Below are 21,360 nucleotides of genomic sequence, written 5' to 3'. Positions count from 1 at the left end.
GCGTGCCAACCGTCGCTCGCATATTTGCCCCCGCGCCTAGTGTTTCCATGGTGCAAATACGTTGGGTTTGACAAAAACGTTCATAGCAACGGTTGCCAGCGAGCCTATTTTATGCAAAAGACGACTTTTGAAGCGCTAACGGAGAATAAAAATGGCCATTTTATGCAAAATAGCCGCTTTCACAACCGTTACAATTTTGTTGTGATGGTTATGGAGGCCTCGCTACAAACTGCGCACCCCTCAGGGGTGTTTTTTTTATGCCAACGCCAGAAACATCGTATATTTTTACTTGTTATTATATTTTTGTATATATTTTCGGGTTCTGCCTTAATGCTAAAATACACCTGTAAGCGTTTCCAAACACTTTGAAGCCTATCGTATGGAGGGTAAACATGAACAGAACAAAGATAATCATTGATACGGATATTGGCGACGATATCGACGATGCACTGGCGATTGCGTTTGCTCTGGAGTCGCCTGAACTGGATGTAATAGGCATAACGACGGTATTCAAGAATGTGACAGCGAGGGCCAAATTAACGGTTAACATGCTCGAGATGGCTGGACGGGGAGATATTCCCGTATACGCCGGAATTGGAAGTCCGATCTTGAACAAGGTGGACGTGAACGAAATCCCGTGCCAGTTCTCCGAAGAGAAGGATGGAGATGTGGAGGGGTTCGGAACAGATGCGATCGATTTCATTATCGATTCGGTGATGAAGTCGGATGGCGATATCACATTGGTTCCGATCGGCCCCTTGACCAATATAGCGATCGCAATCCTCAAAGAACCCAAGCTCAAGCATAAGGTGAAGGAGATTGTGATGATGGGAGGCTGTTTCTACAGCCACCTCAGTGAGTGGAACATAAGATGCGACCCCGAAGCCGCAAGAATCGTGTTTGAATCCGGCATTCCGATCAAGGCAGTCGGACTGGATGTTACGGTTCAATGCGTGCTGACCAAGGAAGATGTCGACCGGTTGTTCACCAAGCCTAAACGATCAGCCGCTTATATTCGAGAATTAGTCGGACGGTGGCAGACGATAACGGATCACTATCCGATGATGCATGATCCTCTGGCGATCTGCGCCGTATTCGATCATGAAATTCTGGAATTCCAACGGGATGAGATCGTTGTGGAAACACAAGGCGAGTTTACGCGCGGGGCGACGTACAACAAGACCGCACTCTACTGGCGAGGCAATGCCGAGCAGTCCGTCATTCAGGCTGCCAAGAACGTGGACTCGGAAGCTTTCAGAAAACTGTATATGGACCGGGTTTGCCTGTAACTCACAGAACGAAGGAAGTGATCGCGGTTGAACAAGCACGGCTTTCTCTATGAACTCCGAAAGAACAGAACGTTATTTCTAATGGCGCTGCCTGCAATCGCCTTAATTCTATTAATCGCTTATATCCCTATGGCTGGCATTATACTGGCATTCAAGGATTACAGGTTTAACCTCGGCGTGTTTGGGAGTCCATGGAATGGATTTGAGAACTTCAAATACTTCTTTACTTCCGGGACAGGGTTACTGGTAACGCGAAATACAATCCTTTATAACATGCTGAATCTTGTCACCTCTCAATTGTTTGCCATTATGATCGCGATCTTTATCAATGAGATGAGAGGCCGCTATTTCAAGAAAATATCGCAATCGATTATTTTCTTGCCCTTCTTCATCTCGTGGACGATTGTTGGCGTCTTTGTGTTCAACATCTTCAATTACGAGACGGGAACGCTGAATACGGTGCTGAAGGCTCTAAACCTGGATCCGGTCAATCTGTACAGCATGCCTTATGTGTGGGTGCTCATCATTTGCTTCTTCAACTCGTGGAAATGGGTTGGCTATACGTCGGTTATTTATATCGCCTCTATTGTCAGCATCGATTCCGAGTGCTTTGAAGCGGCTGAAATGGACGGGGCCAATATTTTTCAGAAAATCTTCTATATCACCATCCCATCGATCATGCCAACCATATTCATCATTTTCCTATTGAATCTAGGCAGGATCTTGCGCGGCGACTTCCAGATGTTTTATCAGATCGTGGGGAATAACGGCCAGCTCTTTGACGCTACCGATGTCATCGACACGTTCGTATTCCGATCACTTATTACAAGCGGCGATATCGCGATGCCGGCTGCGGCAACCTTCTATCAATCCGTGCTCTGCTTCGTCACGATCATGGTGGTAAATGGAATCATCAGAAAGACCAAACCGGATAACGCTCTGTTTTAGGAACAGGAGAGGAGAACTATGCAGCAACCTTATGCTTCCGGCACGACTGAGAAGGTTTACAAGAAAGTTGAAGGTACGTACATCTTATTCAACATCATCAGCTACTCGGTGGTGATCTTGGCTGTCATTCTCTGCCTGCTGCCATTTGAAATGCTGGTATCGGGATCATTCACTTCCGAAAGCGCCATTACGCAGCATGGATACAGTATCATCCCGAGTGAATTTTCTCTTGAGGCGTATAGAATCCTTTTCAAGTATCCTCAGGACATCTTAAGGGCTTATGGAGTATCCATTTTCATTACGGTGGTTGGAACGAGCGCAGGACTTTTTGTTACTTCCATGACGGCTTATGTTCTGAATAGAAAGGACTTCTTATATCGCAACAAGCTAGCGTTTTTCTTTTACTTCACTACGTTATTCAACGGCGGGATCTTGTCGCTCTACATCTTCTTCGTCAAATACCTGCATTTGAAGAACAGCCTGCTTTCTTTAATCATCCCGCTGATCATCAATGTGTTTTATTTGATCGTGATGCGAACCTTTATAAGCTCGATTCCCGATTCCATTAGCGAATCGGCGAAGATCGACGGAGCGGGAGACTTCACGATTTTCTTAAAGCTGATTTTACCGTTAACGAAACCCGGACTTGCGACAATCGGATTGTTCTATGCGCTGGAATACTGGAATGACTGGTATAACGCGATGCTGTTTATAACGGATATTAAATTGTATCCGCTTCAATACTTATTGTTCTCGACGCTGCAATCATCAGAAGCCATTTCCAGACTGGCAAGCGTAGCGAGCGTATCCATGATTGAAGTTCCCACCTTATCGCTCAAGCTGGCTATGGCGGTTATTGCTACGGGTCCCATTATTCTGGTCTATCCCTATGTACAGAAGTATTTCGTAAAGGGCCTTACTGTCGGTGCAATAAAAGGATAATCTCGGTCAAGCCGGTTTATCGCATAAACAACATCTTTAAGGGGGAGTACGTGTGAGGAAGACAAAGGTACTAACACTGCTGTTAAGTGTGGCACTTACGATGGGGCTTGTACTTACAGGCTGCGGCGGTGCGAATTCCGATGAATCAAACGGCAATACAAGCAGCACGAAAGAAAATGCCGGTAAAACAGCTGTAGACATTTCCAAGAAGGTCGAATTAAACATGTACCTAATCGGCTCGCCTGCCAAGGATTACGACATGGTGCTTGCCGAAGTAAACAAGAAGCTGGAGAAAGACATCAATGCTACCGTCAAAGTGAATTGGGTTGGATGGGCAGATTTCGGTACGCAATATCCGCTGCTTCTGGCTTCAGGTGAACCTATCGATCTTATCTATGCATCCACGTGGACGAATTTCTATTCCAACGCTCGCAAAGGCGCTTTCCTGGCAATTGAAGATCTGGCCAAGCAATATGCGCCGAAGAGTTTGGCTCAAATTACCCCTGATGCGTACAAACAGACAGAAGTTGACGGTCATCTCTATGCCATGCCTGCACAATTCTTTCAGTATGGCGATATGGGGTACATCGTTCGCGGTGACCTGATGGACAAATACGGTCTGAAAACGATCGAAAACTTGGATGATTACGGCAAATATCTGGATGCCGTCGTGAAGAACGATTCGCAGCTCGATCCAAGCGGTCAAATCAGCTCCTCGGGCGGTCTTGAAAGCTATTACGCAAACGCAAACGGCTACTATAATATCTTGGCGACGCAGTACTCCCCGTTTATGGTGAGCATGGACGACGCCTCCGCTAAAATCGTGAACTTGTACGAAACCGATGGCATATCGGATTACTACAAGAAAATGAAAGAGTGGGGCGATAACAAATACTGGTCCAAATCGATCTTGTCCAATAAAGACGACAAAATGTTCGAGAACGGTAAAGCGGCCAGCAACCTGCATAACCAGGATTCCTGGAAAGGTGCTTACATGAAGCATCCTGACTGGGATGTGAGATTCTTCCCGAACAGCAAATACACGTATAAAACGTCAGCCATGCAAGATGGAATGGCGATCCCGGCATCGGCAGCAAACCCTGAGCGAGCGCTGATGTTCCTGGAATTGCTAAGAACGGATCAAAGCTACTATAATCTCCTCACTTACGGCATCGAGGGCAAGCATTATGAGATTACAGCGGACAACAAGCTGAAGGCGCTTGATCTGGACGGCTTCGCACCTGAAGGCTATTGCTCATGGGGCTTTAAGTCGCCTGAGTTCTATAAAGAGCCTGTCGACTCTCCGCCGAACATTGATGAAGTGAGAAAGCAGCTGTCAGACAGAGCTCTTGACAATCCTTATGCGCTGTTCACACCTGATTTCGAGCCTGTTAAGAACGAAATGGCTGCCTTAAATAACGTCGTTCAGCAGTACGCGCTTCCGTTAAACTATGGCTATATCAAGGACCCGGCAGAAGGTTTGAAGACGCTGGTCGACAAGATCAAGAATGCCGGCTCGGATAAGATCATAGCCGAAATGCAGAAACAGCTGGATGCCTTTCTTGCAGCTAATAAAACGAGCTAATGGGAATTAAATAAAAGGTTCAGGAGGGATCAAGTTGATCCTTCCTGAACCTTTTTTTACGATAAGGTACGCATGGCCGGTATTCTGATCTCGACCAATGTTCCGTTACCCGGTGACGAGCGGTACGTTAAGCCGTATTCCTGGCCATAGCAGAGCTTGATCCGGTTGTTAATGTTTCTCACGCCGTATCCATGGACTTCGTCGGCCGCGTTGCCATTTGCAAGGATATGGTCGGCTTTGTCCTGCGGCATTCCGACGCCATCGTCTTGGACCGTCAAGACCAAATCGGTCTTATCCAGAAATCCGGTGATCGTAATGGAGCCTTGCGCTTGATCTCTGGCTTCGCGTATGCCGTGAATAATGGCATTCTCGACGATCGGCTGGAGGATTAATTTCAGGATGTCGCAGCTATATAAATCAGGGTCAATATCAATCGCAAGCTTGATTTTGTCGTCGAATCGGAGATTCTGGATTTTGACATAGATGCGGATATGCTCAAGCTCATCCTGGAGACTTACGATATCTTTGCCTTTGTTCAGGCTCAGCTTATAGAATTTAGCCAGCGATTGCGAGATGACGGCGATTTCGGGAACATCGTTGTCGATAGCTTTCCAGTTGATCATTTCGAGCGTATTGTACAGAAAATGCGGATTGATCTGCGCCTGCAGCGCTTTGAGCTCCAAATTCTTGATTTCCTTGCCGTTGTGATACTGTTCATCTACCAGAAGCTTGATTCGTTTGACCATATGGTTGAAGCTGTCGGTCAAGTCGCCGATCTCATCGTGAATGTTGGAATTCACTTCGACATGAAGATAGCCTTCCTGCACCTGTCTCATCTTCTTCCTGAGCAGTTGGAGTCGCTTGACGGTGGCACCTGTAATGAAATAGGCAAGTCCATACGAGACCAGTCCGCATACCAGCATCAATAGAAGCATAAGATCTCTGATTCGGATGCTTTGCGCGTAGATTTCCGTAGACGGAATGGCCGTAACCATCGTCCAATCCGTATTCTCGATGGCTCTTGCTTTGACTACGAAATTGCTGCTGCCAATTGTCGCGTCATTCCATGACGCGCTGTTCTCCTGGAACTCCTTAATGAGATCGATATTCGGGTTAATGCGATTGAAATTCAGCAGGTTGGAGCAGCTTACGATATCGCCCTTGGCATTCTGAATATAGACGACCCCGTCATAGGTGATGTTTGCTTTCTGTAGCATATCTTCAATATTTTCTTTCAATAGGCTTAGCTGAATAATCCCGATAATATCGGAGGTCTGTTCACTGTTTCTGATTTTTCTCAGCAGCGAGATCACTTGGACCGGATCGAGATTATTGTTGTTGTTTGCGATGGTATGGGAGGGAAGCCAGCTGACCTTATCCTTGGCCGACATGAGATTGCGATAGCTTTCCGTCTGGGAGAAGGCGTATATATTGAAGAAGTTGAAGTTCTGATCCGCATACATAAACCAGCCGGGAACGTAAAGGCTTGCCCGGTAGACGTCTTCCGTATTCTGCAGACTGTTCAAGAGATATTCCAATTTCTGCCGATCCATATTTTGCTGTACATAATCATTCTGAAAGTCTTTCACGTTCCTCGTTAGAATCGTTTGAATATCCGCATCGAAATAGATGACATCGGATGCTTTGATAAGCGTGTTCACCTTATAGTTTAAGAACGTATAAGCCTGGTCGAACGACTGGTCGGCGGAGTGGAGAATTTGTTTCTCGTAATCACGGGATACATTCTTGTAGGAAATCGTAGTCAGCAGCGCCAGAGGAAAGAAGATGAGAATGAAATAGGAGATGAGAAGCTTTCCCCTAATATTCATATGGGTAACAAATTCGACTAGAGTTCGGCTTCCGTTTTTCACGATTTGTGTCTTCTCCTGAACTGTGAAGGTGTCATTCCCTTGATTTTCTTAAAGGCCTTCGCGAAATAATTGGCATCATTATAGCCTGATCGAACCGCTACCTCATAAAGCTTGGCTTGCGGCTCCAATAACAGGTCCGCAGATTTCTCAATTCTGACCTTGGCTATATATTCGCTTATGGTTTCGCCTGTTTCTTTTCTAAACAAGGAGGAGAGATAGGTAGGGGTCAGGTGTACGTGATCGGCAAGCATATTCACAGAGATTTCCTTATCGCTGTAGTTGCCTCGTATAAATTTGATCACATCATGAACGGATCGACTATTGGTTTCGATATGTTCGATACTGTCTAGAATATAGGCTGCCCGTTGCAGGAAGTAATCTTTAAGCTGCTTGAGGGTGTCCATCTTGGACATCATCGCCCAGTAATATTCCACGTTCTGATGGCTTGATATGCTGAGGGGGAGTCCGCTCTTCCCCGCTTGCTCAACAAGCATGCGCATCATTTGATAGAATAGACTCTTGACCTCGTCTACTGATGTTCCGGGTTTTCTTCTAAGCTCTTGATAGAGCGTTTCTGTAAAAAGCATGATTTTATCTGGTTGAAGGTCTGGGAGCAGCTTGGCGTAGGAAGTTATTAAGGCTTCATTGATCGTATAGAAGTCGGAGTCTGTCCTCGTAGACGCGCGGACAAAATGCCCGCTGTCATAATAAAAAAGATGCTGAAGATAGCCGGCCGCTGTTTCATAGGAATGACGGATTTCCGATAATTTGGACGAGGTGCTGCCAACGATCCAAGATAGATAGGAGCATTGCGATTCTGTATGTTTCACATGTTCAGAAAGCAGCTGATAGATCGTAGCCAGATTGTTCGTATTCTCCGGTTTATGTGCAGATAGGACGATAATAGAGCTGGAATCCTTCATGACCGCCAAATGTATAAAGCCGTGCGAGGCATGATGAAGAAACGCCATAATCCGATTGCAGCAGCTTTGTTTGACTTCATTGGCAGTCTCGGCATCTTCATAAGAAGGGACGATAATGGAGATTGTGTAAGCGTCTCTACGATCGTCAAAGGCTACACCTGCAAGGTTTAAGTTTCGTTTCAGTTCCTCCCAATCGAGCGTATTATAAATCAGCCCATTTACAATGTTCTGTCTAATGAATGGCAGGCTGTCCGAAAGTGCCATGTTGATATGATGCACTTTATTATTCTCGATACACAGCTGTACCGCCTTCTGTATAACCTCTTGCAGCTCTTCGATAATAATAGGTTTCTCCACATAGCTGACCGCATGAAGGCGAATAGCAGCTTTAAGGTATTCCTTATCGGAATAGCCGCTCATATAAATGATCTGACATTCAGGAAATTGTTCTCGCAAGCTTGTCGTAAATTCAATCCCGTTCATTCCCGGCATTCGGATATCAGATACAACAATATCGGGGTGCAGACGGCGAGCTACTTCGAGTCCCTCAACGCCGTCTCTGGCTTCCTCAACAACGTCGACTCCCAGTTCGTTCCACTTGATGTGCTTCATTAGGCCTTTTCTGGTAACGGACTCATCTTCAACGACTAGAAGCTTGATCACGCGAGCTCACTCCCGACTATGTAATTGCCTACCTCCATGTTACCACAAACGTTTATCTTAAAAGGAATATAGTAGATAGGAAGTGTACAAACAGAAAACCGCCAAGGGAATTAATCCCTAGCGGTTTCCTTTAGCTTACTTTATGTTACCCATGCATGTGAGTCCCCATATCCATATCCATGTCTTTCGCGATTGCTTTGGACAAGATGATCGACCAATCCGCTTTATTCCACTGTACATCCCAGCCGAGCAGTTCCGTGATGAAACGCAGCGGAAGCTGTGTGCGGCCATCTCTGAGAACAACAGGAGCTCCGATCTCCTTCTTCATCCCGTTTACTTCCATCGTGTCTTTGCCGACCCAGAAGGTTAAGGTGTTCGTTCCGTCGTTTACCCAGATGGTTTGGCTGGCCGGATCCCAAGTGACCTTCGCACCGATGCCTTCTGCCAAGAAGCGAAGAGGAACATAGGTGCTTCCTTCCCACATGAAGGGAGCGGTGTCCATCATCTTGGAGGTATCGTCAATCTTGATGCTGCTGCTGCCGATTTTGAGCCAGATTTTCATGACTGAGGTTGCGGTCGGTGCTTTAGGGTCATGAAATTTCTCTTGGAATTGTGCGACGATGCCTGTTGCCAAGTAATCACCGGTGTGAGTCATATGGGCGTAAGCTTCGCGCGTGCTTGCATAAGCTTGCTTATAATCTTTACTGACATAGCTGTCAAAGGCGCTAATCAATTGGGCAACATGCGGCTTTAGTGCAGCGGCGATATCGGCGGTTTTGAAGTTGTTCTTGTTGGCTGACTCCAAGAATGCTCCAAAATCCGTTCCGTATTGATTGAGCTTATCGAGGGCTTCTTTCCGTTTACCCTCGTCCTTGGCTGCTGTCGCTTTCACATAGTCAACGAAGAAACCAATATGTGTATTCCATAGTCCTTTGAAAGCTTTGCCTGCATCGTTCCCGTATACGGAGCTGATTGCAGCCGTTAACTCATCACTATTCATAAGTAGTGCACCGGCCGCAGCGTCGAAGTCAGGAGCGCCGTTAATTCCCTTCTGCATAGCCAGAACGGCGAGACCGGCATGTTCACTTAATAGGCCATCCAATGTCGAACGCAAATCGACTGATGCTGCAGACGCACCTTCATTGGTGAATTTATCCGGATATTGTTTCGCAATGGCATCAGCCAGTACATGGCCGAAATGAGTCATGTGGGAGTAGGCTTCGCGATCTGCTTTATACGCGCCTGCATAATCTTTGTTTACATAGTCATCGAACGCTTCGATCAGCTGACTAACGTGAGCTTGCAGTCCCGCAGCGACATCGTCTGCTTTGAGGTTCGGATTCGCACTTTCCAAGAAGGCGGCAAAGTCGTGCCCGTACTGCTCTAATTTGGCGAGTGCGGCTTTACGTCCGGAGTCGTCTTTCTTCGCGGTAGCCGTTACATAGTCAACGAAGAATCCGATGTGCGTGCTCCATAGTCCCTTGAAGGCTTTACCGGCCCCATCGCCATAAACAGAACCGATCGCCAGTGACAAGTCATCGCCATTGGCGAGCAGCGCTGCAGCTGCAGCATTGAAATCAGGAGCTCCGTCGATGCCTTTTTGCATCGCGATCACAGCCAATTCGGCATGTTCACCTAACAGACTTTCAAGTGTGATACGCAAGTCGGACGATCCGCTCTTAATCGAATACGTATGCGCGCTTGCCATTGCCGGGAATAGAAGTGTAAATCCAAGTGCGGCTGCAGCTAACGTTTTCATTACTGGTTTCATGTTATCGCGCTCCTCTTCGTTCGTTTTGTATACTCTCGGTTAGACTAACGTGGAAGGTTCGGAATTGGATCACAAGGTTCACCAATTTTTTTTGTGAGGTGAAAATTATTTCGTCTTTCCTTCAATACAAAAGATTTAGCGAAGTATATACTAGGGAGGAGAATTTGGGGAGGAGATCCTTCATGCAGGGTACAAGTACGGACCAAGAGCTAATGATCAGCATCGTTCGTAAAGATGCGGACGCGCTCAAGTTTCTATATGACAGGTACGAAAAACCGATATATGCGTTTGCCTTTCGAATCGTACAAGATCCGATGATGGCGGAGGAAGTTGTGCAGGAATTGTTCCTGCGGATATGGAAGGCTGCCGAACGATACGACGCAGACAATGGCAAGCTGACAAGCTGGATGTTCACGGTAACCCGTAATATTGCGATTGATTTGTTGCGCAAGAAGCAGAATCGCACGAATGTGCAAACAACGGAGAGCGAACAGCTGAATCGCATACCCGACAGCGGCAAGAGCACAGAGGAAGTTGCTCTTGAGGGTTGGAGAGGTCAGGAGATTCGAGAGGCTTTAGATGGACTTAGCCCCGATCAGCAGCAGGTGGTTGAACTAATCTATTACCAGGGCTACACCCAGCAGGAAGTGTCCGATCAGCAGGCGATTCCGTTAGGTACAGTGAAGAGCAGAGTACGGCTCGCGTTGAAGCAATTAAGAGGACGGCTTGCAGGTATGGGAAAGGAGGAGATTCAAGGATGAATAAGCAGACGAGTGGCTGTGAGAATCTTGAAATGTATGCGGTTGGCGGTTTGGATGAGGCAGAGAAGAACGAGTTTGAGCTACATCTCAAAGGATGTGCGGCATGTGCAGCGGAGCTGGTTGAGCTAGTCGCCCTTGTTGATCTTCTGCCAATGGCTTCGGAGCCTGTAGCCGTTCCAGAGGGAATGAGAGCTCGCGTGCTTGATCACGTTCTGGGCGAGAGCAGTGTCCAGCAGGCGGATAAGATTGAGATAGCGGCTGAGCAAGTAAGCAGCCCCAAACGTGATATGGCCAAAAGAAACCGAATCCGTCCGTGGTTCTATGCGGGAATGTCGGCGGCAGTGCTTATTCTGGCAGTGTATTGCTACAATTTAAAGCAGCATATTAGCGATTTACAAACGGAATTAGCCCAGGAGAATCGCCCGGCAGAAGCGGTGCAGGTGAACAATGTTGTGGCACTCAGCAGTACGGCGAAGGAGATTGTGGCGAAGGGACTTGCAACGATTGTCATTGATGCCAAGGGCACGCATTTGCTTGTCCAAGCGGAGAAGCTGCCCGAGCTGCAGCATAATGAAGCCTATCAAGTATGGTTGATCAAAGGGAAAGAAACGCCGGTTAATGCCGGCACATTCATGACGCATAACGGCACAGGCGGCTTGTATTACACCTTTAACCCCGATAGCTATGATACCATCGCAATTACATTGGAGCCTGATGCTCATGGAGATACACCAAGAGGCAAACCGGTTCTGGTAGCGGCTCTGTAGAAGAGCTGATGGCGAAAGCAGATTATAGCGGCATAAAGTAATCCAAATCCTCCTTTGTTTCGTTACTCGTATGAGTGCGTGAACATAAAGGAGGATTTGGAGATGAGAAAAAGTGGTCTGATTGCTTGTCTTTGCATGTTGTTGTGGATGATGGGAATGGGTTCGACCGCTGCCGAGGCGCATGAAATGAGCATGGTCACGGCAGTCAAATCGAATTTGAAGCTGATGCTAAATGGGAAGCCGCTCCAGGTAGAGGAGTCGTACCTGATTGATAATGCCCTTTTCGTACCGTATCGTGCATTTGCGGAGGGAATCGGAGCTAAAGTCAACTATGAGACGGCGACCCGGACAGTGTCCGTTAAGAAAGACGCCAAGATCGTCCGATTTCAATTGGGCTCTTCGGAGGCGATGGTAGACGGCAGCAGCCAAATGATGGTTGGCCCTGCTCAAATCATCCATAACGCCACCTTCGTACACGCTCGATTTCTCGCTGAGGTATTCGGAATTCAGGTTCAGTATGACAAAGCGGCTCATACGGTGAATTTAGTCAGCAAACAGAGCTCGGAGAATCCGGAGGCAAAAACCTACTATGTCACGATTGAAGGCTTCCAATTCAAAGGCGGGAATATCACGGTGGAGGCAGGCTCGACAATTGTGTTTACGAATAAAGACAAAGTGAAACACAATGCCGTTGCCGTAGACGGAAGCTTCAAGCTTCCGCTGCTGGCGACTGGTGAATCGGGGAGTATAACGCTGAAAGAGCCCGGCGAGTATGATTACTTCTGTGAGCTTCATAAGAATGCCATGCAGGCAACCATAACGGTAAAATAAAGAAAGCTTCGTATATCGAATACATTGAAACACCCCTCCGACAGCTTCACTGACGGAGGGGTGTTTTCTTACCGTTCTATTGTTTCACATAAACACGGAAGTAATCGAGGGAGAACACGGCTGGAAACGACGTCGATACGGGATTATTGTTCGTGTTTCCACCCATAGCAAGGTTAATAAGAACCTGCGGAGCCGGTCCATCCCATCGGAAGAGCGTTCCTTTCACTAAGGTACCATCCACCCACTTCTGAAGGTTGCCTTCCTTCCAGATGAGGGTATAGAGATGATAGTCATCGGAGAAATCCGTTCCCGGATGCCATACCCATTGATTGGTCATGATGCTGTAGTAATCCTCGAACACGCCGGCACCATGGTCAAATCCTGTCCAGTCATAGGTGTTTTGTGTTGGCGTGTCAAAGAATTCGAAGATATCAATCTCAGAGCTGGTAGAACCTGCACCGCCGGGGGAATACAGCCAGAATGCCGGCCATGCTCCGACTTTCTTAGGGACTTTGGCCCTCAGCTGGAAGATATACGTTTTCCCGTCATACGGATAGAACGTTTCTTTGGTGGTGATCTGACCGCTGCTTATTCCGCCGTCATATACACCGCCTAAGTTTGGCGTTGCCGTTAATTCTAACGTTGTAGAAGTTAAATGGTGATTGGTGCTATTAATAGGCTGATACCGCTGCCATTCATTGTTAATGACCGTTGTACCTGCAACACCATAAGCATTGAATGAATTGGTGAGCGATGTAAGGCTGTTCGTGTTGCGTGAGGTTCCAAACGAGTAGTCTCTTAATAAAGTGTACCCGGTAAGGTCCGGTCCGGTTGGCGGCGGCGTTGTTGTAGTTGACGTAACCACATTCGGAATCGTTGTACCTTCTTTCGTCGAGAAGGTGACTTCGCCTCCGGAAATGCCCTTTAAGATAATCGAATAGGTTCCATTGGCATTAATAAGCGGCAGGACATTGAACGAATAAACGGTTCCTGCAACGAAGGTTGTGTTCTTGGAATCTAGCAAGGAACCTAGGGCAGGTTGGTTATTCCATGCCAGGGTCGTCTGATTCCAGGTCGTATTCCCCGTTCCTGCGTATGCACCGATGTTCGCGGTTCCGCCTGTGATACACTTCACATTCAGTACGGCAGAAGTAATTGTGCCCGAGTTGCTGACACTGAATTTCAAGTACGATCTCTTGTCTTGGCCAACATTGACAGCCATCGTGTTTGCGGTTGGCCCGATTAAACTTGTTCCCCACATCGTTGCATCATCAGAAGTATTACTGGTTACAGTAGCCGCGTTAGCTTCCTTGTTATCAACCAACAAGAATGTAGACAGGACCAATAACATCGCCAGAGCAGACAATACAATGGATTTACTTTTCTTCATCATCATTCGCACCTCCAAAATATTCACTCTAAAATGACACCGCTTACAAACAAAGAGACGTTTTCTCTTCTCGAGACCTGTTTCCCTCCTTTCCGAGGATGTGTAACTCGTGACTGGCATCATTACTATATACCTGAGCTCCGAGCCGCAACAACGAACTGCTGTGACCCGAGTGACGTTATTATGACCACCTGCCAACCCAATAATATCGAACACCGATTCTATGAAATCCGAACTATCCCATCTTTACCTCATGGGTTCATACTATATAATGAAATAGAATCCGGCCAGACCTGCACGGTCAGACCGTTTACTCTATCTAAGGCGGGCGCCACACTTATGAGATGGACAACAAGGCTGTTATCCCTGTTTAGATTCCGCAAAGTCAGAAGCCGATTCCTAGCTGCCATGATTCTATTGTCCGTGCCTCCCCTATTTCTCCTCGGTTATATATCCTTTAACATTGCCAAAGATACATTGACGCTTAACAATACGCAGACGAATATCGACCACCTGGAGACGTCCAACGAAGTGGCGGATTTGCTGTTCCGCAACGTGCTTAACTTGAACCGATCGATCGTCTTAAACGATGACATACGCAATGATCTGCTGGACAGCGAACTCAATTCGAGCACGCAGCAAAGCGATAGGAATGCGACAACCAGCAGTCGCCTACAGCGGGTCATCAACAGCGACTCCTACGATTCCAGGTATGTGGCCTCTCTGTGCGTACTGGATCTCTATTATCAGACCTATTGTCTGGGCAAATCCGATGATGCGGGCATTTATGAGACCGCTTCCAAGAAACAAGAAATTGAAGCCACCGATTGGTATAAACGAGCCGTCGCCGCCAAAGGCAAAGTGGTGTTCTTCAATTACAACGTGCTCGGAGATTCGGAGAGTACGTTCTCGACGGTCAAGCTGTTTCGCGACTCCGGCGATCCGAAAGGCAGAGCAATCGGCCTCTTGATCATCAATCTATCGAAGTCGATGTTCGGCAGCGTATTCAGCGAAAGCCATAATAACGGCATGTTCATGGCGGTGGATTCTTCGGAGGGGGAGCTTCGGGTGGTTTATCCGGAGGAGCTGTCCATTGAAATGCCGAAGACGGCAGGCAGCCTAATTGCAACGGTGAGCAAGCTGCGCGACCAGGGGTATTTGGTCAGTCAGTATCGCAATCAGACGACGGGATGGACGTTATTGCATCTGATTCAGAAGAAGGAGCTGCTCAAGCAGTCGAACCGGATTGGTACGGTAACCACCTTAATTGCGTCGTTGATTGCGCTTGTGGCGCTGCTGCTATCCATCATCATCTCAGGTACGATCACGAAGCCTCTGATTCTCATTAAGAAAATGATGGTCGATTGGAACAAAGGAGCCCGGGAATTCGACAGCCAATTCTCCAAGGACGAGGTGGGTACGATCGGCGAGACATTCAAACGAATCTCCTCGGAGAACGAGGAGCTGACGAAGCGGCTTCTTCATTCGGAATTGAAAGAGAGAGAGGCCGAACTGCGTGCGCTTCAAGCGCAAATCAAGCCCCATTTTCTATATAACACCTTGGATTCGATCTATTGGATGGCCCGGCTGCAGAAGAATAAAGAGGCGGCGCAGATGGCGCTTTCCTTATCGGAGAGCTTCAAGCTCAGCCTGAATAAAGGCAGAGAAACGATTCCGGTCTTTAAGGAAGTTCAGCATATTGAGCATTACATGACGATACAGAACATTCGCTACAATAATCGCTTCACCTATCACGCTGATTTCGACGAATCCATCATGGGGATTGAAATTCTGAAGCTAATCGTTCAACCTCTCGTGGAGAACGCGATTTATCATGGGCTTGAACCGAAACTCGGCGAAGGGAAGATTGAAGTTTCCGGGAGACGAGAAGGCGAGTATCTCGTGTTCGTTATTGAGGACGATGGGGTTGGGATCGCAGATATGTCGGTTACCCACCAAGGATATGGGCTTGCGAATGTGAAGGAACGAATCGAGCTTTATTATGGGGCGAGCAGTTTTTTTGAAATAACAAGCGAAGAAGGCGTGGGCACCAAGGTGGAAGTCAGATTCAAACCTATTCGCGAGGAGGCGTGAGCTGTGCTTAAAGCCGTCGTATTTGACGATGAATATATCGTAATTGAAGCCTTGCGAACGCTCATTGATTGGACGGGACTTGCGGTAGAGCTCGTAGGGACCGCCGGGGATGGCATCTCTGCACTGGAGCTGTTCAGACGGGTGAAGCCTGACATTGTGCTGACCGATATCCGGATGCCGGGCATGGATGGCCTGCAGCTGATTCAGGAAATCATGCGCGAAGCAGAGGATACCTGCTGCATCGTATTCAGCGGCTTCAATGAATTTGAGTATGTGAAGCAGGCGATCCAGCTTGGCGTTACGGATTACCTGGAGAAGCCGATAACGGATGAGAGCGTGGAGCGTTCCCTGCATAAAGCAGTCAGCCGTATTACCAGTCAGCGTGAGACGAAGGACATCCGCAGGAAGTGGGAGGAGAGCCAGCGGGAGTTAGTGGAGAAAGCGAATTTGGACGGTCAAACGTTAGGCGATGACCAAGCGCCGAAGAACTCTGCGGTGGAGCGGGCTCGTACCTATATCGTGCAGCATGTGAATCGCGACTTGTCGCTGCAGGAAGTTGCCGAACACGTAGGCATGAATGCCGCATACTTGAGTGTGCTGTTCAAGGAGGAGACCGGTGAGACCTATATTAAATTTCTGACTCGCTACCGTATGGAACTGGCGAAGATGCTGCTTCGAAGAGGCCTGAAGGTCAACGAGGTGAGCGAACGGGTCGGTTATCATACGTACCGGCATTTCTCGGAAGTGTTCAAGAAATGCACGGGCACCACACCTGGACAATATCGGGAAATGATCTAAAAAAATCGGACGTCTACCAATGAAATGACCCACTGATCGTGCTGTTAGGTGGGACTTATAATAAGGGTATGGGTACCCGGGCCCTATATTACCTTCTTGACGAACGATACTTATTCAGGGGGACATTGTTCATGGCGAAGCCGAATGCAGCAATATCGAGAAAATATGTAGCCGTCCTATCATGCGTTTCATTGTTTGCCGGCTTGCTTGTCGGCTGTGGGAATTCCAACAATACCAATACCAACACGAAGGACAATGCTTCTGCCAACACTGCACAGTCCGAGAACACGTCGTCCTCCGAAGCTAACGGTAATTCGCAGGAGAAAGTGAAGCTGACGCTGCTTGTCGATAACTCGCAAGATTCCGTGAATGTTGCCAAAGCACTGGTAGATGCTTTCCAAGCGAAGAACCCTAATATTACGATCGAGACGGAAACGCGTCCGGCAGGCAGCGAAGGCGATAACTTCGTGAAGACACGTCTGTCGACCGGCGACATGAACGATGTCTTCTTCTACAACGCAGGCTCACTTATGCAAGCGCTTAATCCGGAGGAGAACATCCTGGATGTAACAGGCGAACCTTGGCAGTCCGATGTGATCGACTCCTTCAAACAAACAGTGACCTTTAACGGCAAACAATATGGCGCTCCAACGAACGGAACGATGGGTGGGGGCTGGTTCTACAACAAGAAGATTTATGCGAACCTCGGTCTAACTGTGCCGAAGACATGGGACGAATTGATGGCGAATAACAAGAAGATCAAAGATGCCGGCCTTACCGCCATTATTGGAACCTACAAGGATTCATGGACCTCGCAGCTGATCATGCTGGCCGACTATTACAATGTTCAAGCCGATGCTGCGAACTTCGCAGTTGACTATACCGCGAATAAAGCGAAGTATGCGACGACGCCTGTAGCATTAAGAGGTTTCGAGAAGCTTGAGGATACAGTGGGCTACATGAACAAGGATTACCTGGCTGCTAACTTGGATGCAGGGCTCAAGATGTTGGCTGAAGGCAAGGGAGCGCACTATCCAATGCTGACCTTCGTCATTCCTACTATCGCTCAGAACAATCCGGAGAGCATCAATGACATTGGATTCTTCGCTCAGCCCGGCGATAATGCCGATAAGAATGGTCTCACGGTGTGGATGCCAACGGCCGCTTATATCTACAAAAACACGGAGCACGCTGATGAAGCCAAGAAGTTCGTGGCTTTTCTCGCCTCGCCAGAGGGAATGGCTGTAGTCGGCAAGGTATCCAAACCTACCGGCCCTTACGTAATCAAAGGTGCTGCGATTCCGGATGATGTTCCTCAGGTCGTCAAGGATATGCTTCCGTACTTCGATTCCGGCAAAACGGCACCGGCACTCGAGTTCGTCTCTCCGGTCAAAGGGCCTAACCTCCCTCAGATCACGGTCGAAGTCGGCTCAGGGCAACGCAAGGCAGCCGATGCGGCGGCCATGTACGACAAGGATGTAGAGAAACAAGCGCAGCAGCTTGGACTCGCCGGCTGGTAGAATCCATGGCATGAGGGCAAAGGGAAGGGGACATGGCAATTGTCGCCTTCCCTTCATTGACTACATAGCTCAACCATACCGGCAAGGGGGATCGCAATGAACAAGGTTTGGAAAAGCACCTACACCTACTACTTCCTGCTGCCTGCGGCGATCATCTACGTGATCATTTTTATTGTGCCTACGTTCATGTCCTTCTTCTTCAGCATGACCCGTTGGACGCTTCAGGATTGGACTTATATCGGATTGGACAACTTTAAGACGTTCTTCCAAGAGTCGTCGCTCAATATCGGCTTCAAGAACACGTTCATCTACGCGGTCGTCACCTGCGGCTTGAAGGTGGTATTCGGACTGCTGCTTGGCGTTTTCCTTACTTCGAAAATAAGAACGAAAAATTATCTGAGATCGGTCGTGTTTTTCCCGACATTGGTGAGCACGATCGCCGTCGGTATTGCCTTCAGTACGCTCATGCATCCTACGGAGGGGCTGATCAATACGACGCTTGCGTATTTGGGCATATCCGGACCGGATTGGCTTGGCGATACGCGAATTGCATTGCTGTCGGTAGCCTTCGTTGATGTGTGGAAAGGTGTCGGCTTTGCTACGGTAATCTATATTGCGGGCATCATGTCGATTCCCGAGGAATATTACGAGGCACTCCAGATCGATGGGGGCAATTCGTGGCATAAGTTCTGGAACATCATCCTTCCGCTGAGCCGGCCTGCAACGAATTCGGTTATCATCTTGGCGTTTATCGGCGGTTTGCGCAGCTTCGACATCCTCTGGTCGATGACTCGCGGAGGACCGGGGTTCGCGACGGACGTCATTGCTTCTATTATTTATAAGCAATATCAAGGCGGCTTCTACGGATTGGCTACGGCCGGCAACGTCATTCTGTTTCTATTCGTATCCGCGCTCGCGTTCCCGCTGTCGCTTTACCTGAACCGAAGAGAGGTGGACCTATGATGCTGGGCAAGCTCCGCCGGTTCAGCTTGGAATTCGGAGCGGTGTTGGCTTCGATTCTGATATTCTGGATTCCGCTCTATTTCGTGATCGTGAATGCGATGAAAGACGAGAAAGGCGCTTCCTTGAGCAACATGGCGTGGCCGGCGACAAATCAAATGTGGAGCAACATCAAGGAAGTCATCCAATCGCGCGACCATATGCTGGTGCTTGCTTTCGTTAACAGCACGACGCTGACTATTCTATCGATCGCCATCTTGCTGCTCGTGTGCGCCATGGCAGGCTTCGTAATGCAGAGACGTTCGGATCGGGTAACGCCTTGGATCAGCTTCTTCGTGCTGGCGGGTTTAATTATTCCCCCTGCAATCGTGCCTACGATCTGGGTACTGGATAAGCTTCACCTGTTCAAAACCATGCTTGGACTCATCATGGTCGAGGTGGCGCTAGGATTCCCATTCGGCGTACTTCTGTACCGCGGCTTTATGGGCGCGATTCCACGAGAGATCGATGAAGCATCTGTCGTCGATGGGTGCGGCGGGTTCCGATTGTTTTTCCAAATCATATTTCCGCTGCTGAAGCCCGTGAATGCGACTATCATCGTGACTTCGTCGGTAGCGATCTTCAATGATTTTACGAATCCGCTCTACTTCTTCCCCGGCTCCAAGAATGCGACGGTTCAGCTCACGCTCTACAACTTCATGAGTCAATTCATCTCGCAATACAACTTACTCTATACGAACATTCTGCTCATCACCATTCCCCCTCTTGTGCTGTTCATTTTCTTCAACAAGAAGATTGTGGCTGGGATCACGGCAGGGGCTGTGAAGGGCTAGGCATGAAGCATCTTATATGACGACAGACCGCATTGGGCATTGTGCCCGGTGCGGTTACTTGGCATGTAGGCGGTAATCGTACATCCTAGACCTAATTAACATTGTGTTGTATAGTTTACAATATATAGATTAGCAGGAGAGGAAGAAGCCTAGATGGGTTATGCCAAGGACCAGGTTGATCCCCGCATTGTTCGAACAAGGCGGTTGCTTCGAGATGCTTTCATTGAATTGCTGCAGGAGATGGAGCTTGAGAAAATCTCGGTCAATCGTCTCGCGGAGCGGGCCACGCTCAATCGCGTCACGTTCTATCTGCATTATCGGGATATGCCGGATATGCTGGAGAAGATGGCCGACGATATGATTGAGGAGATTACTTCGATTATCAATGCGCCGAAGCCCCTGATTCAGAGCTCTGCTGCGGATGAAGTGGAATGGCCGATATTGGTGGAATTACTGGAGCATATCGCGGAGAATCACAAGTTTTATAAAGTCATTCTTGCTACGAAACGAACGACGGTCTTTACGGAACGGCTGCTCAAGCTGTTGACGAAGATGATAAGCGAGAGGCTCGAACGGCCGGAATTTGATCATGATTTCGCCGCTTCGGGCATTCATAGGGATATTGCGATTTGGTACGGCTCATCGGCCTTGATCGGCACGATTGTCTCTTGGCTTCGTAATGATATGCCGTATACGCCGGTTTTTCTAACGAAGCAATTGTCCTTGCTGCGTCAGTATAAGCAGGGGAAGTTGTAAACGGACTCGGAGTGGAATTTATCGGAACCTAGCAGCTATTTCTGAAGATTCGTGAGAGAGGTGGTCGTTTAGTTTATTAGAAGAGAGGGTATAAGTACTCAAGCAGCTAGAAAAAGAATTTCAAAAAAGACTTGCCATATACTAACGAACCATGATATATTCTATTTCTGCCTCCGAGACATCAACTTGGAAGCGGTGATCGAGACAAAAACAAGTTGAAAAATAAAGCTTGCAATCATGTTTCGAATCATGGTAAGATCTAATTCCGGTCATGAGCCGGAAGGAAATAAACGAGATTAACAAACAAGTATTTGTTCTTTGAAAACTGAACAATGAGCGACCAGTCAAATGGTTATAAATCGCGAAATTAACGTTTCGCAAAGCTAGTTTTTTGAATGAGCTAACAAGCGAATTCATCTAGCAGAATGCTCCATTCGAAGCTTTGGCTTCGAACGGAAACCAATCTGCTTTTATGGAGAGTTTGATCCTGGCTCAGGACGAACGCTGGCGGCGTGCCTAATACATGCAAGTCGAGCGGAGTCGGATGGAAGCTTGCTTCCATCCTGCTTAGCGGCGGACGGGTGAGTAACACGTAGGCAACCTGCCTGTAAGACCGGGATAACATTCGGAAACGAATGCTAATACCGGATATGCAATT

General features: G+C 48.0%; 17 protein-coding genes and 1 rRNA gene. 14 read left to right on the top strand and 4 right to left on the bottom strand.

Annotated elements, in window-relative coordinates:
- The first annotated feature begins 392 nt into the window (after positions 1–392).
- The 4 genes from BLW29_RS30610 to BLW29_RS30595 are packed head-to-tail and all read left to right on the top strand — an operon-like array spanning position 393 to position 4,764.
- Positions 393–1,289, top strand: a complete 897-nt coding sequence (locus tag BLW29_RS30610) for a nucleoside hydrolase (RefSeq protein ID WP_090986837.1) — start codon at positions 393–395, stop codon at positions 1,287–1,289.
- Positions 1,290–1,316: 27 nt separating this feature from the next.
- The gene (locus BLW29_RS30605) at positions 1,317–2,237 is read left to right on the top strand and encodes an ABC transporter permease (RefSeq protein ID WP_256209096.1); all 921 of its coding nucleotides are present in this window, start codon (positions 1,317–1,319) and stop codon (positions 2,235–2,237) included.
- An 18-nt stretch (positions 2,238–2,255) separates the two neighbouring features.
- Positions 2,256–3,179 (top strand): carbohydrate ABC transporter permease, encoded by a 924-nt coding sequence (locus BLW29_RS30600; RefSeq protein WP_090986835.1) that lies wholly within the window; start codon positions 2,256–2,258, stop codon positions 3,177–3,179.
- 52 nt (positions 3,180–3,231) lie between these two features.
- Positions 3,232–4,764, top strand: coding sequence for an ABC transporter substrate-binding protein (locus BLW29_RS30595; RefSeq protein WP_090986834.1), 1,533 nt, complete (start codon positions 3,232–3,234; stop codon positions 4,762–4,764).
- Positions 4,765–4,820: 56 nt separating this feature from the next.
- On the opposite strand, the gene BLW29_RS30590 is transcribed toward BLW29_RS30595, so the two are convergent.
- The 3 genes from BLW29_RS30590 to BLW29_RS30580 form a co-directional block, all read right to left on the bottom strand.
- On the bottom strand, positions 4,821–6,635 hold the full coding sequence (locus BLW29_RS30590) for a sensor histidine kinase (RefSeq protein ID WP_090986833.1): 1,815 nt from the start codon (positions 6,633–6,635) through the stop codon (positions 4,821–4,823).
- A complete protein-coding gene (locus BLW29_RS30585) occupies positions 6,632–8,221 on the bottom strand; it encodes a response regulator (RefSeq protein ID WP_090986831.1) in 1,590 nt (529 codons plus the stop codon). The genes BLW29_RS30590 and BLW29_RS30585 overlap by 4 nt, the downstream gene beginning before the upstream one ends.
- A 145-nt stretch (positions 8,222–8,366) precedes the next feature.
- Positions 8,367–9,992 (bottom strand): copper amine oxidase N-terminal domain-containing protein, encoded by a 1,626-nt coding sequence (locus tag BLW29_RS30580; RefSeq protein ID WP_090986829.1) that lies wholly within the window; start codon positions 9,990–9,992, stop codon positions 8,367–8,369.
- A gap of 182 nt (positions 9,993–10,174) precedes the next feature.
- Between BLW29_RS30580 and BLW29_RS30575 the strand changes: the two genes are divergently transcribed.
- The 3 genes from BLW29_RS30575 (at position 10,175) to BLW29_RS30565 (ending at position 12,351) form a co-directional block, all read left to right on the top strand.
- Positions 10,175–10,753 (top strand): RNA polymerase sigma factor, encoded by a 579-nt coding sequence (locus BLW29_RS30575; protein WP_090986827.1) that lies wholly within the window; start codon positions 10,175–10,177, stop codon positions 10,751–10,753.
- Positions 10,750–11,520, top strand: a complete 771-nt coding sequence (locus BLW29_RS30570) for an anti-sigma factor (protein WP_090986825.1) — start codon at positions 10,750–10,752, stop codon at positions 11,518–11,520. Before BLW29_RS30575 ends, BLW29_RS30570 begins: the two co-directional genes overlap by 4 nt.
- A 102-nt stretch (positions 11,521–11,622) precedes the next feature.
- The gene (locus BLW29_RS30565; protein ID WP_090986823.1) at positions 11,623–12,351 is read left to right on the top strand and encodes a stalk domain-containing protein; all 729 of its coding nucleotides are present in this window, start codon (positions 11,623–11,625) and stop codon (positions 12,349–12,351) included.
- A gap of 76 nt (positions 12,352–12,427) precedes the next feature.
- Here BLW29_RS30565 and BLW29_RS30560 read toward each other — a convergent pair whose 3' ends face one another.
- The gene (locus BLW29_RS30560; RefSeq protein WP_177186872.1) at positions 12,428–13,747 is read right to left on the bottom strand and encodes a CBM96 family carbohydrate-binding protein; all 1,320 of its coding nucleotides are present in this window, start codon (positions 13,745–13,747) and stop codon (positions 12,428–12,430) included.
- 333 nt (positions 13,748–14,080) lie between these two features.
- Between BLW29_RS30560 and BLW29_RS30555 the strand changes: the two genes are divergently transcribed.
- The 7 genes from BLW29_RS30555 to BLW29_RS30525 all read left to right on the top strand — a co-directional run.
- The gene (locus BLW29_RS30555; protein WP_090986819.1) at positions 14,081–15,835 is read left to right on the top strand and encodes a cache domain-containing sensor histidine kinase; all 1,755 of its coding nucleotides are present in this window, start codon (positions 14,081–14,083) and stop codon (positions 15,833–15,835) included.
- Positions 15,836–15,838: 3 nt separating this feature from the next.
- A complete protein-coding gene (locus BLW29_RS30550; protein ID WP_090986817.1) occupies positions 15,839–16,633 on the top strand; it encodes a response regulator transcription factor in 795 nt (264 codons plus the stop codon).
- 131 nt (positions 16,634–16,764) lie between these two features.
- Positions 16,765–18,153, top strand: coding sequence for an ABC transporter substrate-binding protein (locus BLW29_RS30545; RefSeq protein ID WP_090986815.1), 1,389 nt, complete (start codon positions 16,765–16,767; stop codon positions 18,151–18,153).
- 96 nt (positions 18,154–18,249) lie between these two features.
- Positions 18,250–19,116, top strand: a complete 867-nt coding sequence (locus BLW29_RS30540; protein WP_090986813.1) for a carbohydrate ABC transporter permease — start codon at positions 18,250–18,252, stop codon at positions 19,114–19,116.
- Entirely contained in the window at positions 19,116–19,946 is an 831-nt protein-coding gene (locus tag BLW29_RS30535) for a carbohydrate ABC transporter permease (protein WP_090986841.1), read from the top strand. Before BLW29_RS30540 ends, BLW29_RS30535 begins: the two co-directional genes overlap by 1 nt.
- Before the next feature lie 153 nt (positions 19,947–20,099).
- Entirely contained in the window at positions 20,100–20,702 is a 603-nt protein-coding gene (locus BLW29_RS30530) for a TetR/AcrR family transcriptional regulator (RefSeq protein ID WP_090986811.1), read from the top strand.
- Between the two features lie 469 nt (positions 20,703–21,171).
- Positions 21,172–21,360: ribosomal RNA gene (locus tag BLW29_RS30525) — 16S ribosomal RNA — on the top strand; the annotation flags it as partial.

This window comes from Paenibacillus sp. CF384, from assembly GCF_900106745.1.
Taxonomy (GTDB): domain Bacteria; phylum Bacillota; class Bacilli; order Paenibacillales; family Paenibacillaceae; genus Paenibacillus_Z.
Note: the sequence above shows the minus strand (reverse complement) of the source record. Positions and strands in the feature narration are given on the sequence as shown.

Coding starts and splice junctions, on each gene's coding strand:
- BLW29_RS30560 (WP_177186872.1), bottom strand. CDS start 13,747: ATGATGATGAAGAAAAGTAAATCCATTGTATTGTCTGCTCTGGCGATG.
- BLW29_RS30535 (WP_090986841.1), top strand. CDS start 19,116: ATGCTGGGCAAGCTCCGCCGGTTCAGCTTGGAATTCGGAGCGGTGTTG.
- BLW29_RS30530 (WP_090986811.1), top strand. CDS start 20,100: ATGGGTTATGCCAAGGACCAGGTTGATCCCCGCATTGTTCGAACAAGG.
- BLW29_RS30540 (WP_090986813.1), top strand. CDS start 18,250: ATGAACAAGGTTTGGAAAAGCACCTACACCTACTACTTCCTGCTGCCT.
- BLW29_RS30575 (WP_090986827.1), top strand. CDS start 10,175: ATGCAGGGTACAAGTACGGACCAAGAGCTAATGATCAGCATCGTTCGT.
- BLW29_RS30555 (WP_090986819.1), top strand. CDS start 14,081: ATGAGATGGACAACAAGGCTGTTATCCCTGTTTAGATTCCGCAAAGTC.
- BLW29_RS30545 (WP_090986815.1), top strand. CDS start 16,765: ATGGCGAAGCCGAATGCAGCAATATCGAGAAAATATGTAGCCGTCCTA.
- BLW29_RS30600 (WP_090986835.1), top strand. CDS start 2,256: ATGCAGCAACCTTATGCTTCCGGCACGACTGAGAAGGTTTACAAGAAA.
- BLW29_RS30570 (WP_090986825.1), top strand. CDS start 10,750: ATGAATAAGCAGACGAGTGGCTGTGAGAATCTTGAAATGTATGCGGTT.
- BLW29_RS30565 (WP_090986823.1), top strand. CDS start 11,623: ATGAGAAAAAGTGGTCTGATTGCTTGTCTTTGCATGTTGTTGTGGATG.
- BLW29_RS30580 (WP_090986829.1), bottom strand. CDS start 9,992: ATGAAACCAGTAATGAAAACGTTAGCTGCAGCCGCACTTGGATTTACA.
- BLW29_RS30610 (WP_090986837.1), top strand. CDS start 393: ATGAACAGAACAAAGATAATCATTGATACGGATATTGGCGACGATATC.